The organism is Pseudomonas sp. 14P_5.3_Bac1 (genome assembly GCF_025466135.1).
GTDB lineage: Bacteria > Pseudomonadota > Gammaproteobacteria > Pseudomonadales > Pseudomonadaceae > Aquipseudomonas.
Map to the genome: position 1 here is coordinate 223,998 of NZ_JANLOF010000057.1, position 15,097 is coordinate 239,094.

Here is a 15,097-nt window from a genome sequence, read left to right on the forward strand (position 1 = left end):
GGTCACCCTTGAGGAATGACCGGCACTTTTTAAGTCACGACCTTAGGCGGACGCTTGGCCTTCCGCGAGGAAGAACCAGGTTTCCAACACGGAGTCAGGGTTCAGCGAGACGCTCTCGATACCCTGTTCCATCAGCCATTTGGCCAGGTCCGGGTGGTCGGAAGGGCCCTGGCCGCAGATGCCGATGTACTTGCCGGCCTTATTACAGGCCTGGATGGCGTTGGCCAGCAGCTTTTTGACCGCAGGGTTACGCTCATCGAACAGGTGGGCAATGATCCCCGAGTCACGGTCCAGGCCCAGGGTCAGCTGAGTCAGGTCGTTGGAACCAATGGAGAAACCGTCGAAGAACTCCAGGAACTCTTCGGCCAAAATGGCGTTGGACGGCAGCTCGCACATCATGATGACGCGCAGGCCGTTTTCACCACGGCTCAGGCCGTTTTCTGCGAGCAGGTCGACCACTTGGCTCGCCTCGCCCAAGGTACGCACGAACGGCACCATGATCTCGACGTTGGTCAGGCCCATCTCATTGCGCACGCGCTTGAGAGCACGGCACTCAAGCTCGAAGCAGTCGCGGAAGGCCTCGCTGATGTAACGCGAGGCGCCACGGAAGCCCAGCATCGGGTTTTCTTCTTCCGGCTCGTAGAGCTTGCCGCCGATCAGGTTGGCGTATTCGTTGGACTTGAAGTCCGACAGGCGCACGATGACCTTTTTCGGGTAGAACGCCGCCGCCAGGGTGCTGATGCCTTCCACCAGCTTCTCGACGTAGAAACCCACCGGGTCGTTGTAGCCAGCGATGCGCTTGTCGACACTTTCCTTGATGTCCAGCGGCAGGCCGTCGTAGTTCAGCAGGGCCTTGGGGTGCACACCGATCATGCGGTTGATGATGAATTCCAGGCGGGCCAAGCCCACACCGGCGTTCGGCAACTGCGCGAAATCAAAAGCGCGGTCCGGGTTGCCGACGTTCATCATGATCTTGAACGGCAGGTCCGGCATGGCATCGATGGAGTTTTGCTTGATGTCGAAGCCCAGCTCACCTTCAAAGATGAAACCGGTGTCGCCTTCAGCGCAGGATACCGTCACGCCTTGGCCGTCTTTCAATAGTTGGGTCGCGTTGCCGCAGCCCACCACCGCAGGAATGCCCAGCTCACGCGCAATGATCGCCGCGTGGCAAGTACGCCCGCCCCGGTTGGTGACGATGGCGCTGGCGCGTTTCATCACCGGCTCCCAGTCCGGGTCGGTCATGTCGGACACCAGCACGTCCCCCGGCTGGACTTTGTCCATCTCGGACACGTCCTTGATGATCCGCACCTTGCCGGCGCCGATGCGCTGGCCGATGGCACGGCCTTCCACCAGCACGGTGCCGGTTTCTTTCAGCAGGTAGCGTTCCATGACGTTGGCGGAAGTGCGGCTTTTCACGGTTTCAGGACGCGCCTGCACGATGTACAGCTTGCCGTCATCACCGTCCTTGGCCCACTCGATGTCCATCGGGCACTTGTAGTGCTTTTCGATGATCATCGCTTGCTTGGCCAACTCGCTGACCTCAGCGTCGGTCAGGCAGAAACGCGCGCGCTCGGCCTTGTCGACTTCAACGGTTTTTACCGAGCGACCGGCCTTGGCCTCGTCGCCGTAGATCATCTTGATGGCCTTGCTACCCAGGTTGCGGCGCAGGATCGCCGGGCGACCGGCCTCAAGCGTGTGTTTGTGGACGTAAAATTCGTCCGGGTTGACCGCGCCCTGCACGACGGTTTCGCCCAGGCCGTAGGCGCCGGTGATGAACACCACGTCACGGAAACCGGATTCGGTGTCCAGGGTGAACATCACGCCGGCGGTGCCGGTTTCCGAACGCACCATGCGCTGCACGCCGGCAGACAAAGCCACCAGCTTGTGGTCGAAACCTTGGTGTACGCGGTAGGAAATGGCGCGGTCGTTGAACAGCGAGGCGAACACTTCCTTGGCGGCGCGGATGACGTTTTCGACGCCGCGGATATTCAGGAAGGTTTCCTGCTGACCGGCAAAGGAGGCGTCCGGCAAGTCTTCGGCGGTGGCCGAGGAGCGCACGGCGACGGCCATGTCCGAGTTGCCGGCCGACAATGTAGCGAAGGCGGTGCGGATTTCTTCGTTGAGCTTCTCGGGGAACTCGGCGTCCATGATCCATTGACGGATCTGGGCACCGGTCTTGGCCAGGGCGTTGACGTCATCGACGTCCAGGGCGTCCAGCGCGGCGTGGATCTGGGCGTTGAGGCCGCTCAGCTCGAGGAAGTCGCGGTAAGCCTGGGCCGTGGTGGCGAAACCACCGGGCACCGAGACACCAGCGCCTGCAAGATTACTGATCATCTCGCCGAGGGATGCGTTCTTGCCCCCCACATGCTCTACATCATGGACGCCGAGCTTATCGAGGGAAACTACGTACTCTACCAAGGTGATCTCTCCACTTTCTGTGTTGGAAAAGCTCAGGACGCCAGCGGCTCAGTAGGAGCAAACGCCAGCGCTTGTGGCCTGGACCTGGAAAATAAGTGAGAATGCGGCCCACTGCGGGACGGCAAAATCGCGCCTATCATATCCAAGATTCGCCATCAGCTTAAGGCCCAGGGCTCAAATGAAACGATCTGCTTTCTTTATCTCCGACGGCACCGGCATCACAGCCGAAACATTGGGTCAGAGCCTGCTCGCGCAGTTCGAAAACATTACCTTCGCCAAATTCACGCGGCCCTATATCGACAGCGTGGATAAAGCGCGAGCCATGGTACAACAAATCAATCTGGCGGCTGAAAAAGACGGTTTTCGGCCGATCATTTTCGACACCATCGTCAATCAAGACATCCGTGAGATCCTCGCCACCTCCAATGGTTTCATGATCGACATCTTCTCCACGTTCCTGGCGCCACTGGAACAGGAGTTGAGTGAACACTCCTCCTACTCAGTAGGAAAGTCCCATTCCATTGGCCACAACTCCAACTATATGGAGCGTATCGAGGCGGTCAACTTTGCCCTCGACAACGATGACGGCGCCCGCACTCATTACTATGACAAGGCCGATTTGATCCTGGTGGGCGTGTCCCGCTGCGGCAAAACCCCAACGTGCCTGTACATGGCCATGCAGTTCGGTATCCGCGCCGCCAATTACCCGCTGACCGAAGACGACATGGAACACCTGACGTTGCCGGCCGCCCTGCGCGCGCACCAGCACAAGCTGTTCGGCCTGACCATTGACCCGGACCGCCTCACGGCGATTCGTAACGAACGCAAGCCCAATAGCCGCTACTCCAGCTACGCACAGTGCGAGTTCGAAGTGCGCGAGGTGGAAAATCTGTTCCGTCGCGAGAATATTGCGCACATCAATTCCACGCATTTTTCGGTGGAAGAGATATCGGCGAAGATTCTGGTGGAGAAAGGTGTAGAGCGCAGGTTCAAATAACTGCACTGTCTGAACTGACGCCTTCGCGGGCAAGCCCGCGCCCACATTTGACCGAGTTCCAACACTGGAATGCATTCAAATGTGGGAGCGGGCTGGCCTGCGATGAACGATAACGCGGTAAACCTGCCTACAGGTGAAACCTGCCGCCACCCTGCCCCAACGCCGTCGCCAGCGCATCGAACCCAGCCCGCAACAATTGATCGTCACCCGACGTATTACAAATACTCGCCCGAATAAACTGCGGCACCGCCGTTTGCCCTACGGCAAAGGCTTCGGCCGTGGCGATCAGGTAATTATTCTGCTTGAGTTCCGCCTCGATTTCCGACGCGCGCCAGGGCTCCGGCACTTCAATCCAAAAATGCGGGCTGTTGAGGTGGGTGCGGTACTCCAGGCCGGTCAGCAGGTCGCGCACCAGGGCTTTGCGGCGGCTGATCTCGTTGATCTGCTGACGTAGCAGGTATTCCGCCGTGCCGTTTTCGATCCACTGGGTCGCCAGTTCCAGAGTCACTGGCGTGGCCATCCAGCAGGTCGAGCGCAAGGCCGCCGAAATACGACTGACCAGCGCCGGTGGCGCATGCACGTAGCCCACCCGCAACCCCGCGGACACCGCTTTGCTCAGGCTACTGATCAAAATCGTACGTTCAGGCGCGAAATGGCTGAGGGGCGGCGGCCGATCTTCTACCAATACGCCGTGGGCTTCGTCTTCAAGAATCAGCAGATTGTGCTCGCGACACACCTTGACCAACGCTTCCCGGCGCGCGACCGACAACACCGCTGTGGTCGGGTTCTGGATGGTGGGCGTGCAGTACAACGCCGAAACCCGGTGATTACGACAGACTTCATCCAGCGCGCCCGGCAACACGCCTTCTTCGTCCATCTCCAGGCCGATCAGGCGCACGCCGAGCATGCGCGCGGCCGTGATCAGCCCGGGATAGGTCAGCTGTTCGGTGACCACCGTATCGCCCGCCCGCAGCAATGCCATCATCGCGCACAGCAGGCCATGCTGGCCGCCATTGACGCAGATGACCTGCTCGGGAATCGGGTGAAAATCACGCTGCACCAGCCACTGCGCCCCGGCCTCACGGTAGCGCGGCAAACCGGCATCCGGGGTGTAGGCGCTGATGTCCTGGAGGAACTTGGCGTTGGTCGACAAGGTTTGGAAGCTCTGGGCCAGAAATACCGTCTCCTGACCAGGAATATGCATGTTACGGCTCATGTCGAAGTAATGGCGCGGCTCCTCGCTGACGTTGCGAAAACCTTCATCACGCTGGCGCTCCATCCCACGCTTGCGCACGAAAGTGCCGTCACCCACCCGCGCCACCACCAACCCGAGGCGTTCCAGTTCGCCGTAGGCTCGGCTGATAGTGCCGATGGTTACACCCAGATTGTCGGAAAGCACCCGATGGGGCGGCAGTTTTCGTCCGGGTTCAATCAAGCCTTCAAGGATGCCCCGTTCCATCACATCGGACAGGCGCTTGTACTTCACGCCCTGACCGCTGGACAACCCCTCACGCATAATTGACACCATGTCAATATTTGTTTTGACAGCCATCATTCGCCCTAATAGTGTGCTTTTACGGGTTCAATCACCGAATGAAACAACTTAATACACAGTCAATATAGAGTTCAATTCCGGCTCAGGGAAGCAATAAACGATGCCAATGTCCGCCGTTCTTGAAAACACAACAAAAACAAAAACTCAGAAACAGTGGTTGGCCGGCCTGGTAACCAGCGTGATGTTTCTTATCGTGTGCCTGAGTTGGGGCACTACGTGGCTGGGGATCAAGATCGCTGTCGAGAGCGTGCCACCGCTGACATCGGCGGGCCTGCGCTTCCTGATCGCCTTCCCGCTGTTCCTGTGTTTCGCTCTGGTGCGCCGCGAGCCCATCCTGTTCCCACGCGAAAGCCGCTGGTTCTTCGTATTCGTGACACTGTCCTACTTCAGCGTTCCCTATTACCTGCTCAACTACGGCGAGATGCATGTCTCTTCCGGTCTCACCGCGCTGCTGTTCAGCTGCATGCCGGTGTTTATCCTGATTTTCTCCGCGCTGTTTCTGCGCGAACGCATCTATTTTTCCCAGGTGGTCGGCATCGGCATCGGTTTCGGCAGCCTCTACATGATCATCAAGAGCCAGGGCCTGCACCTGGACCACGCCGAATTCTTCGGGGTGCTGGCGATTCTGACCGCCGCGATCATGCATGCCTTGTGCTACGTCATCACCAAGCAAAAAGGCAGCGCCATCAGCGTGATCACCTACAACACGCTGCCCATCGGCATTGCCGGGTTGATGCTGTTTGTGGCCGGCCTGTGGTTTGAAACACCCACCTTCGAAACCATCACGCTGCGTTCCTGGAGCGCGCTGTTCTACCTGGGGCTGGTGGCGTCGGTGGGCGGGTTTATCGTGTATTTCATGCTGCTCAAGCGCTTGAGTCCGATCATTCTGTCGTTCGTATTCATCATCTTCCCGGTATTCGCGGTGATCATCGGCGCCTGGTACGAAGGCGTGGAAATTTCCCGCGACCTGATGCTGTACTCCGCCATCCTGCTGGCTGGTTTCGCGATCACCAAGCTGCCTGTCGAAAAACTCCTGGCCAAGAAAAATTGAGCCTCCTGACCCACCCCTATCAGCAACGCGAGAGAAACATGGACGTCCTCCGCCCCAACGCCCTGGAGCAGATCTATGCCCACGCCAGCCGCAGCTACCCGGAGGAATGCTGTGGTTTTGTCTTCGCCGACGGCAGCGTGTACCTGGGCAGCAATATCCAGAACGAATTACACCGCAAGAACCCCCAGATGTACGCGCGCAGCGCGGCCAACGGCTACACCTTCTCGGTGGCCGACACCCTGCTGATGAACAAGGCGTTGCGCAGTGATAACCCGGTAGTGGTGATTTATCACTCGCACCCGGATGTCGGCGCCTACTTCAGTGACGAAGACCAGGACAAGGCACTGTTCCTGGGTGAGCCGATCTACCCCGTGAGCTACCTGGTGGTGGACGTACGCCAGGGCAAGGCCCTGGGCTCAAAGCTGTTTGCCTGGGACGGCAAGCATTTCGCCCCTCAACCCTTCAACGACCTGCACACGGAGTTGTCCATGAACGCTGTCTCTTTCCCCGACATTCTGGTTCGCGTGGCCAAGCTGCCGGAATCGACCCTCGAGGGCACCGGATCGACATTGCGCGAAGTCATTGAAAACCTCTGCAGCAGCCACCCGCAGCTGCGCCCGCACCTGTTTCACGAGAAGAACAATCAGCTCAAGGAACACTTCCTGTTCACGGCCGAGGAAGAACTGATCGACGCCGACGAGCCCTTGCCGGAAAAAGCCAGAATCGAAGTGCTGCTCGCCACCTCCGGCGGCATGGACGTCGAGGCTTTAAGCAACGAAGAAGTGCAGCGCTACGTGCGCCATATCACTCTGCCAGGCGTCGGGCGCGAAGGTCAGTTGAACCTGAAAAAGGCCAAGGTATTGATCATCGGCACCGGCGGCCTCGGCTCGCCCATCAGCCTGTACCTGGCGGCGGCCGGCATTGGCACCCTGGGCCTGGTGGACTTCGATGTGGTGGAAAGCAGCAACCTGCAACGCCAGATCGTTCACGGCAACAGCACACTGGGCATGCCCAAGGTCGAGTCGGCCAAACAGCGCCTGCAGGATCTGAACGGGCACATCCAGATCAACGCGCACAACACTGCCCTCAACGCCGACAACGCCCTGGAACTGGTGGGCGCCTACGACCTGGTGATCGATGGCACCGATAATTTCGACACGCGTTACCTGGTCAACGACGCCTGCGTGCAGCTGGGTAAACCTCTGGTCTACGGCGCCATCTACCGCTTCGACGGGCAGATCAGTGTGCTCAACTATAAAGGTGGGCCGTGCTACCGCTGCCTGTTCCCCTCAGCACCGCCTGCCGAGCTGGCACCCAACTGCAGCGCCGGCGGCGTAATCGGCGTATTGCCGGGTGTGGTTGGCATGATTCAAGCCACCGAGGCCATCAAATTGCTGATCGGCATCGGCGAGCCGCTGTCCGGTCGGTTGATGCGCTTCGATGCGCTGGCGATGAAATTCAGCGAAATCCGCTTCAAGCGCCGCGCCGACTGCCCGTGCTGCTCGGCGCTGCGTCGCAGCGAACCGGTGGCGCCGACAGTGTGCGCCGATGCCGTGCCCAGCCAACCGTCCCTGGCCGAAGAACGCTACATCAAGCCGCGAGTACTCAAGCAAGTGCTTGAACACCACCGCAGCGCCGATGTGCTGCTGGACGTGCGTGACGCCACTGAGCTGGAGGTGTGCAAACTGCCGGGCGTGGTGCATATCCCTCTGGCCGAACTGGATGAGCAACTGCACAGCCTCAGCCGCGACAATACCCATTACCTGATCTGCTACGCCGGCTCCCGCGCCGAGCAAGCCGCCAGCACCTTGCTGGCCGCCGGTTTCGCCAACACCAAAGTCCTGCAGGGCGGCATGAAACACTGGGTTCGCGACGTCGAACCTGACATGCCTTTGTACTGATCCGGGGGCTGAGCGATGTTGCATAACTCCATTCTTGACGTGATCGGCCACACACCGATCGTGCGTCTGGCGCAGTTTTCCGAAGACCTTGGCATCGAGGTCTACGCCAAGCTGGAATCCCTCAACCCAGGTGGCAGCCACAAGGCACGCATCGCGCTGGGCATGATCCTCGACGCCGAGCGCCGCGGCGTGCTGATGCGCGATTCCGGGCAAACCATCATCGAGCCCAGCGGCGGCAACACCGGCATTGGACTGGTGATGGCCGGCAACGTGTTGGGTTACAAAGTGGTGCTGGTGATCCCGGACAACTACAGCCCCGAAAAGCAGAAACTGCTGCGCCTGTACGGTGCCAAGGTGGTGCTGTCGGACAGCCGCCTGGGGAACAACTCCCACGGCGAAAAGTGCATGGAACTGCAGCTCGAAAACCCCAGCTACGTGATGCTCAACCAGCAGCGTAACGGCGCCAATCCGCAAACCCACCGCGACACCACCGCACCGGAAATCCTCCGCGCGTTCGGTGAACGGCGCGTGGATTATTTCGTCAGCGGCATCGGCACCGGCGGCCACCTTACGGGCATCGGCGAAACGCTCAAGGCCGCCTGGCCAGCACTGCGGGTGATGGGCGTGGAACCGGAGGAATGCGACCTGCTGAAAAACCAGCACGCGCCGCACCATATCCAGGGCCTGTCGATTGGCTTGATCCCGAGCATTCTCAACCTGGACGTGATCGACGGCATGCTCAAGGTGTCGCACCAGGCATGCATGGACATGATCAAACGCATCATGCGCACCGACGCCATCAGCCTGGGCTTGTCCTCGGCCGCCAACATGGTCGCCATCGCCCAACTCGCCCCCGAACTGCCGCCCGAAACGGTGGTGTTGACCATGGTCTACGACAATGCTGACAGCTACCTGCCCAGTTTCGAATAACCGGTTTCCCAACCATCCAGAACGCGGGGGTGCCTCCATGGGGGGCTTTATCGACATGCAACAGCTGCACGATGAGTTGCTCACCCACCTCATCAAGACCCTGACGCCTGCGCAGATCAAGCAGCTGGAACCGCACCTGGCGCCGCTGATCCAGAACGCCGCACAGGCGGTGGCCGAGGACCTGATCGCCTATGCCTATCGCGACCCGGCGTCACGCGGGCGCGGCGAGTTGATTCTGGAATCCTATGCCTCGTTCAAGGCCGTGCTGTTTTACCGCCTTGCGCACCTGGTATGGCATTTCCCCGATCAAACCAATGGCGAGTTTTCGCGCATGGCTCTGAAGCTCAGCAACCAGGGCAAAATCCTCTCTGGAGCCGAGATCCATCCCGCTGCGCACATAGGCCGGCGCTTCGTGCTGGACCACGGTTACGGCACAGTGATCGGCGAAACCTGCGAGATCGGCAACGACTGCTACATCCTCTGCGGCGTGACCCTGGGCGCCCGCGGGATCGCCAACAACCCGGATGGCAAACGCCACCCGCGCCTGGGCAACAACGTCGAGGTCGGCGCCGGCGCCCGCGTGTTGGGGTATGTGCTGATCGGCGACAACGTGTTTATCAGCCCTTCGTGTGTCATCACCCAGGACGTGCCTGCAGGTACCAAGGTCAAGGTGGTCAATCAGGTTCAACTGCAGAAAAACGATGAGTCAGACCACAGCAACTACCTCGGAGCTTTCGCCCTGGACGAGCGTTTGCACGTGGTCGGCGAAGTGAATGCCAGCCACAAGGTCACGGTGCTCGACGCCGACTTTCACCCGTTGCAGGGGCTGATGCTGGAGCCCACGGTGAAAGAGCGTCATCACCTGCAGTTTCGCCTGCGCCGCTTCGATGTCGGCGAGCAGCTGCCACGCTTGCCGCTGAACCTGAAAATCTGCGGGCCGGAATTTGAAATCACCCTGCTCTCCCCCCCTGGCTTGAGTGCGATGGTGCGTCACCTGTTGCAAGCCAGCCCAATGATTGTCGGAGGTTGAACATGTCTGTGCACACCATGGAAACCCTGGCGCTGTTCGACAGCGCGCCCTACCAGAATGCCTTCAGCGCGCGGGTAATTGCGGTCAGCGAACACGGCATTGCCCTGGAGCACACGCTGTTCTACCCCACCGGCGGCGGCCAGCCGGGCGACACCGGGCACCTGACACTGGCCGATGGCACGCGGGTCGAAGTGATCGGCACCGTACGCGACCCGGTGCTGCGTTCGATCATCTGGCATCAAGTCGAAGAGTGCCCGCCGCAGTTGACTGCCGGGGTGCAGGTGGACGCGGGTCTGGACTGGGAGCGCCGCTACCAGCATATGAAGATGCACACCTGCCTGCATTTGCTGTGCTCGATCATTGATGCCCCCGTTACCGGTTGCAGCATCGGCGCAGACAAAGGCCGGCTGGATTTCGACTTGCCGGAAATGACCCTCGATAAAGACAGCATCACGCGCGACCTCAACGCCCTGATCGAGCAGGCCCACGTGGTGAAAACCCTGTCGATGCCCGCCTCGGAGTACTCAACCCTGCTGCAGATCACCCGTACCCAGGCAGTAGCGCCGCCGGTGATCCAGGGTTCGGTGAGGGTAATTGAAATCGCCGGCATCGATATCCAGCCATGCGGTGGCACCCATGTGATCAACACCGAGGAAATCGGCCGGGTGTTCTGCGAGAAAATCGAAAAGAAGAGCAAGCACAACCGCCGGGTGATCCTGCGGTTCGAGGGATAGGTCAACCCTGACGCGGCCCGTATGGGGTGCCCCCATACAAGGCCGACGCGGTGCAGCCCTTATTGCTTTTGCTCGCTGATTTTCTTGCTCAAGGTCTCGATCTGCGCTTGAAGCTGCGCAATCACGGCCTTGAACTGTGCTTCCATTTGATCAAGCCCGGCCTGTAGCTGTGCGTTTTCACTCATGAGTGCTTCAACGCCACGCGCAGCAGTCGCTTCTGGCTCATCGCGCGGGGCCGGCATTGGGTCATTCGCGGGGGCTGCTGCGTCGGGTGACGGACCAGGAGCAGAATTTTCCGGCTCGGAAGGCACCGCGTTCTGAGGCGTGCCAATCGCGTCAATGCGTTGAGCCAAGCCCTGGATTTGCTCTTGCAGTTGCTGAATCACCGTCTTGAGCTCCCCGAAAAACGCTAACACTTCCTGGCGAAACGCTTGGCTCTCACGGTTCAACGCTTCAAGACTTTGAGCCTGGCCCGGCTCAGTCCCCGATGGATTCGGTGTAACCGGCGAAGCCTGCGACGGCGCAGTGTGCTGCTCACCTGCAGAACGGTTCTGCGGCGTAGCCTCAGGCTGATTCGAGGAGGGTTGAGTGGCTTCACGGGGTGTATTGAGTTGCTGAGTCAGGTCGACAACTTGCTGTTGGAGGCTCTGGATCTGTGGCCCAACCTCAGCGGCAAACCCCTGGAACTTGGCACGAAGCGCCATATTTTTTTGCGTCAGTTCTGCCAGCGAGTCCGTCGCCTCCGAACCCTGTGAAGGTGGCGCGTTCACGATCGCGCTGTGGCTTGAGAACTGGCCGCGCTGCTCGGGCGTCATCGCAGGACGCAGCGGCGCCGAATCGGGCTGGGTACTGGTTCGTTCGGAGGCGCGGGCGCTGTACTGGTAGCTGATGGGCGACGGCTTTTGAGGCTGTTCATAGCCAACCGTGTAGGGTGCTGGCCGAGTATTTACGCTAGTCATAGGGACCTTCCCAGATTCAGGTAGTGAAGTCGTGATTGCCGATTTGAAGGCCTGCGTTCGCACGCCGTCTGGTTACCTGATTGGCGTTTCTCTGAAAGAGGGTTCCGGAACCGTAGGGCGGGTAAGTGGCTATTTGTATCTCAGGCAAAAACAGCGGTGCCTTGCGCTTGTGTCAGGGGCGGACGCCCGGCGCACCAACACATAAGCCGCAGTTCGTACAGGAAACTGACAGCAAATTTATGTGCTTGTAACATTCAGAAACGTACAATCCCGCCTGCAACGCCTCGTTGCCCCTGACTCACGAAAACAGCGCCCGCCCTTCTCGGTGGGTCATTCGTGCAGCAGCTAAGCTCACTCCCATCACGCCCCTGAACGCTGCAGGACTGACTGCCTATGAACAGAGTGTTTCGTCACTATTTACCGGCGTCCACGCTGCGCTTGCTACCCAATCGCTGGGATTTGGTCGCCTTGCCTTTGGTGATCGGCTTTTTATTGTTTTTCTCCATTACGGCGCGGGAAACCTGGGCACCAATCGCCACGTTGCAAAGTGAAGTCATCTCTCTGGACCCGGCCAACCTGCCGGAATACGCGATGCGCACCACCCTGCGCATGCTCGCGGCGATGGTCGCCGCACTGGTCTTCACCCTGTTGTACGGCACCCTGGCCGCCAAAAGCCGGCGTGCCGAGAAACTGCTGGTGCCAGTGCTCGACATCCTGCAATCGGTGCCGGTGCTCGGCTATATCTCTTTTACCGTGACGTTTTTCCTGTTGCTGTTTCCCGGGCGTGTGCTGGGCGCCGAGTTCGCCGCGATCTTTGCGATCTTCACCAGCCAGGCCTGGAACATGACGTTCAGCTTCTACCAGTCGCTGCGCATGCTGCCCCACGACCTGGTCGAAGTGTCGACCAACCTGCGGCTTTCCGGCTGGCAGAAGTTCTGGAAGCTCGACGTGCCCTTCGCCATGCCCGGGCTGGTGTGGAACATGATGATGAGCATGTCCGGCGGCTGGTTTTTTGTGGTCGCCTCCGAAGCCATTACCGTCGGCGACAAGACCATCACCCTGCCGGGCGTGGGTTCTTACCTGGCCCTGGCCATTGCCCAGAAAGACCTGCACGCCGTGGGTTACGTGATCCTGGCGATGATTGTGGTCATCCTGATGTATGACCAGTTCCTGTTCCGTCCGCTGGTGGCCTGGGCCGACAAGTTCCGCATGGAGACCACGGCCTCTCAGGGCGCCGCGCCGCAATCCTGGCTGTTGAACCTGATCCAGCGCACGCGCGTGGTTCAGCGCATCCTGCGCCCGATCACCCGTGCCATCAGCCGTATCGGTAACAAGCGTTTCAGCCTCGCGGGCAGTGCGCTCAAGGCGTTGCCGGCAGAAACACCGAAGGCCTCAAAAGTGATCGATTGGGTGTGGGGCACACTCATAGCGCTGCTGGCCGCTTATGCGCTGTATCACATCGTGCAGTACGTCGGCACCGAAGTGACCTTTGCCGAGGTCGGCCATGTGTTCCTGCTGGGCCTGATCACGCTGCTGCGGGTAACCGGGCTGATCCTGATCGCATCACTCATCTGGGTGCCGCTGGGCGTGATGATCGGCCTGCGCCCCCGCCTTGCGGAGAAAATCCAGCCCCTGGCGCAGTTCCTCGCCGCCTTCCCGGCGAACCTGCTGTTCCCGGTATTCGTCATCGTGATCCTGCACTACAAGCTCAACCCGGACATCTGGCTGAGCCCGCTGATCGTGCTGGGCACCCAGTGGTACATCCTGTTTAACGTGATCGCCGGGGCCAGCGCGTTTCCCAATGATTTCAAGGAAGCTGCCGCCAACTTCCGCATCCGCGGCTGGTTGTGGTGGCGCAAGGTGATGCTGCCGGGGATCTTCCCCTATTACGTTACCGGCGCCATTACCGCTTCGGGCGGCGCGTGGAACGCCAGTATCGTTTCCGAGTACGTGTCCTGGGGCCAGGACAACGTGGTCGCCCACGGGCTGGGCGCCTACATTGCACAGACCACCGCCGCCGGCGACTTCCCGAAAATCGCCTTGGGCGTGGTGGTGATGTCGATCTTTGTGGTGGCCTTCAACCGCGCAGTCTGGCGGCCGATGTACGCCCTGGCTGAAAACAAACTTCGCTTGAATTGACGGGATTCGCTGTGATGAATACCAATACCGAACGCGCTGCTGATACCCCGCAAATCTACTCGCTGAAAAACGTCAACCGGGTTTTCGGCAAGGGCAAAGATGAGCTGCAAGTGCTCAGCGGCGTGGACTTGAGCCTGCACGAAGGCGAGATCGTCGGCATGCTCGGCCGCTCCGGCTCGGGCAAGTCCACCTTGCTGCGCATCATCGCCGGGCTGATTCAGCCGTCGTCGGGCGAAGTGCGCTACAACGGCGCCCCGCTCAACGGCCCGGCCGAAGGCGTGGCCATGGTGTTCCAGACCTTTGCGCTGTTCCCCTGGCTGACCGTGCTGGAAAACGTGGAAGCCGGCCTGCAAGCCTTGCAAGTCGAGCGCAAGGAAAGCCGCCGCCGTGCCCTGGCCGCCATCGACCTGATCGGCCTGGACGGGTTTGAAAACGCCTACCCGCGCGAGTTGTCCGGCGGCATGCGCCAGCGCGTGGGTTTCGCCCGCGGGCTGGTGGTCAACCCGACGCTGCTGTTGATGGACGAACCCTTCTCAGCCCTCGACGTGCTCACCGCCGAAACCCTGCGCACCGACTTGCTGGACTTGTGGAGCGGCAAGCAACTGCCGATCAAATCGATCCTGATCGTGACCCACAACATCGAAGAAGCGGTGCTGATGTGCGACCGCATCCTGGTGTTGTCGTCCAACCCGGGCCGGGTGGTCGCCGAAATCAAGGTGCCATTTGCACACCCGCGCAACCGCCTGGACCCGACCTTTCGGCAAATGGTCGACGACATTTATGCCTTGATGACCGACCGACGCAGCGCCGATGCCAAAGGCATCCCCGAGCTGAAAATGGGCAGCCTGCTGCCGGAAGTGTCGACCAACCTGATGGCCGGCCTGATCGAAACCCTGGCCGCCGAGCCTTACAACGGCCACGCAGGTTTGCCCACGGTGGCCGAGCGCCGCCTGCTGGAAGTGGACGATTTATTCCCGGTGGCCGAGATGCTCGAGCATTTGGGTTTCGCCGAACTCAAGGGCGCCGACATCACCCTTACAGACGCCGGCAAACTGTTCGCCGACTACGGCACCCAGGAACGCAAAACCCTGTTCGCCGAGCATTTGATCCGGCACGTGCCACTCGCCGCGCGCATTCATCAGGTCTTGCTTGAGCGCAGCGGGCACCGCGCGCCACGGGTGCGCTTTGAGCAGGAACTGGAGGACTCGATGACCGAAGCCTTTGTGCAAAAAACCCTGGAAAGCGTGGTGGCGTGGGGTCGGTATGCGGAGATTTTCTCCTATGACGACCATACCGAGACCTTCAGCCTGGATGATGTGGAAGGCAGTATGTAGGGCACTTAAGCGAACACCCATCAAGATGTGGGAGCTGGCTTGCCTGCGA

The 15,097-nt window shown here is 60.2% G+C and carries 11 protein-coding genes; 8 read left to right on the forward strand and 3 right to left on the reverse strand.

The window, feature by feature from the left end:
- Window positions 1-42: 42 nt before the first annotated feature.
- Complete coding sequence (gene ppsA / locus NTD89_RS14880) at window positions 43-2,418, reverse strand: phosphoenolpyruvate synthase (RefSeq protein WP_262208405.1); 2,376 nt, start codon at window positions 2,416-2,418, stop codon at window positions 43-45.
- Window positions 2,419-2,596: 178 nt separating this feature from the next.
- On the opposite strand from ppsA, the gene NTD89_RS14885 reads away from it, so the two are divergent.
- Window positions 2,597-3,415 carry a pyruvate, water dikinase regulatory protein gene (locus tag NTD89_RS14885; protein WP_058412273.1) on the forward strand — a complete coding sequence of 273 codons (819 nt, stop codon included), beginning with the start codon at window positions 2,597-2,599 and terminating at the stop codon, window positions 3,413-3,415.
- Window positions 3,416-3,542: 127 nt separating this feature from the next.
- Here the strand turns inward: NTD89_RS14885 and NTD89_RS14890 are convergent, their stop codons facing one another.
- Window positions 3,543-4,967 (reverse strand): PLP-dependent aminotransferase family protein, encoded by a 1,425-nt coding sequence (locus tag NTD89_RS14890; RefSeq protein ID WP_106576709.1) that lies wholly within the window; start codon window positions 4,965-4,967, stop codon window positions 3,543-3,545.
- A gap of 160 nt (window positions 4,968-5,127) precedes the next feature.
- Here NTD89_RS14890 and NTD89_RS14895 point away from each other — a divergent pair, with 160 nt between their 5' ends.
- Genes NTD89_RS14895 through NTD89_RS14915 form a run of 5 tightly spaced genes read left to right on the forward strand, consistent with a single transcriptional unit; the run spans window position 5,128 to window position 10,616 of the window.
- Window positions 5,128-6,021 (forward strand): DMT family transporter, encoded by an 894-nt coding sequence (locus tag NTD89_RS14895; protein WP_164487959.1) that lies wholly within the window; start codon window positions 5,128-5,130, stop codon window positions 6,019-6,021.
- Window positions 6,022-6,059: 38 nt separating this feature from the next.
- On the forward strand, window positions 6,060-7,922 hold the full coding sequence (gene moeB, locus NTD89_RS14900) for a molybdopterin-synthase adenylyltransferase MoeB (RefSeq protein WP_262208407.1): 1,863 nt from the start codon (window positions 6,060-6,062) through the stop codon (window positions 7,920-7,922).
- A gap of 15 nt (window positions 7,923-7,937) precedes the next feature.
- On the forward strand, window positions 7,938-8,852 hold the full coding sequence (locus tag NTD89_RS14905; protein ID WP_145159143.1) for a PLP-dependent cysteine synthase family protein: 915 nt from the start codon (window positions 7,938-7,940) through the stop codon (window positions 8,850-8,852).
- Between the two features lie 37 nt (window positions 8,853-8,889).
- A complete protein-coding gene (locus tag NTD89_RS14910) occupies window positions 8,890-9,882 on the forward strand; it encodes a serine O-acetyltransferase (protein WP_262208409.1) in 993 nt (330 codons plus the stop codon).
- A gap of 2 nt (window positions 9,883-9,884) precedes the next feature.
- Window positions 9,885-10,616 carry an alanyl-tRNA editing protein gene (locus NTD89_RS14915; protein WP_262208410.1) on the forward strand — a complete coding sequence of 244 codons (732 nt, stop codon included), beginning with the start codon at window positions 9,885-9,887 and terminating at the stop codon, window positions 10,614-10,616.
- A 59-nt stretch (window positions 10,617-10,675) separates the two neighbouring features.
- On the opposite strand, the gene NTD89_RS14920 is transcribed toward NTD89_RS14915, so the two are convergent.
- Window positions 10,676-11,638 carry a hypothetical protein gene (locus tag NTD89_RS14920; protein ID WP_262208412.1) on the reverse strand — a complete coding sequence of 321 codons (963 nt, stop codon included), beginning with the start codon at window positions 11,636-11,638 and terminating at the stop codon, window positions 10,676-10,678.
- Between the two features lie 330 nt (window positions 11,639-11,968).
- On the opposite strand from NTD89_RS14920, the gene NTD89_RS14925 reads away from it, so the two are divergent.
- Both NTD89_RS14925 and NTD89_RS14930 read left to right on the forward strand, forming a co-directional pair.
- Window positions 11,969-13,714: an ABC transporter permease gene (locus NTD89_RS14925; protein ID WP_145159149.1), complete on the forward strand. Its 1,746-nt coding sequence runs from the start codon at window positions 11,969-11,971 to the stop codon at window positions 13,712-13,714.
- A gap of 14 nt (window positions 13,715-13,728) precedes the next feature.
- Window positions 13,729-15,048, forward strand: a complete 1,320-nt coding sequence (locus NTD89_RS14930) for a nitrate/sulfonate/bicarbonate ABC transporter ATP-binding protein (RefSeq protein ID WP_262208413.1) — start codon at window positions 13,729-13,731, stop codon at window positions 15,046-15,048.
- The last annotated feature ends 49 nt before the right edge of the window (window positions 15,049-15,097 follow it).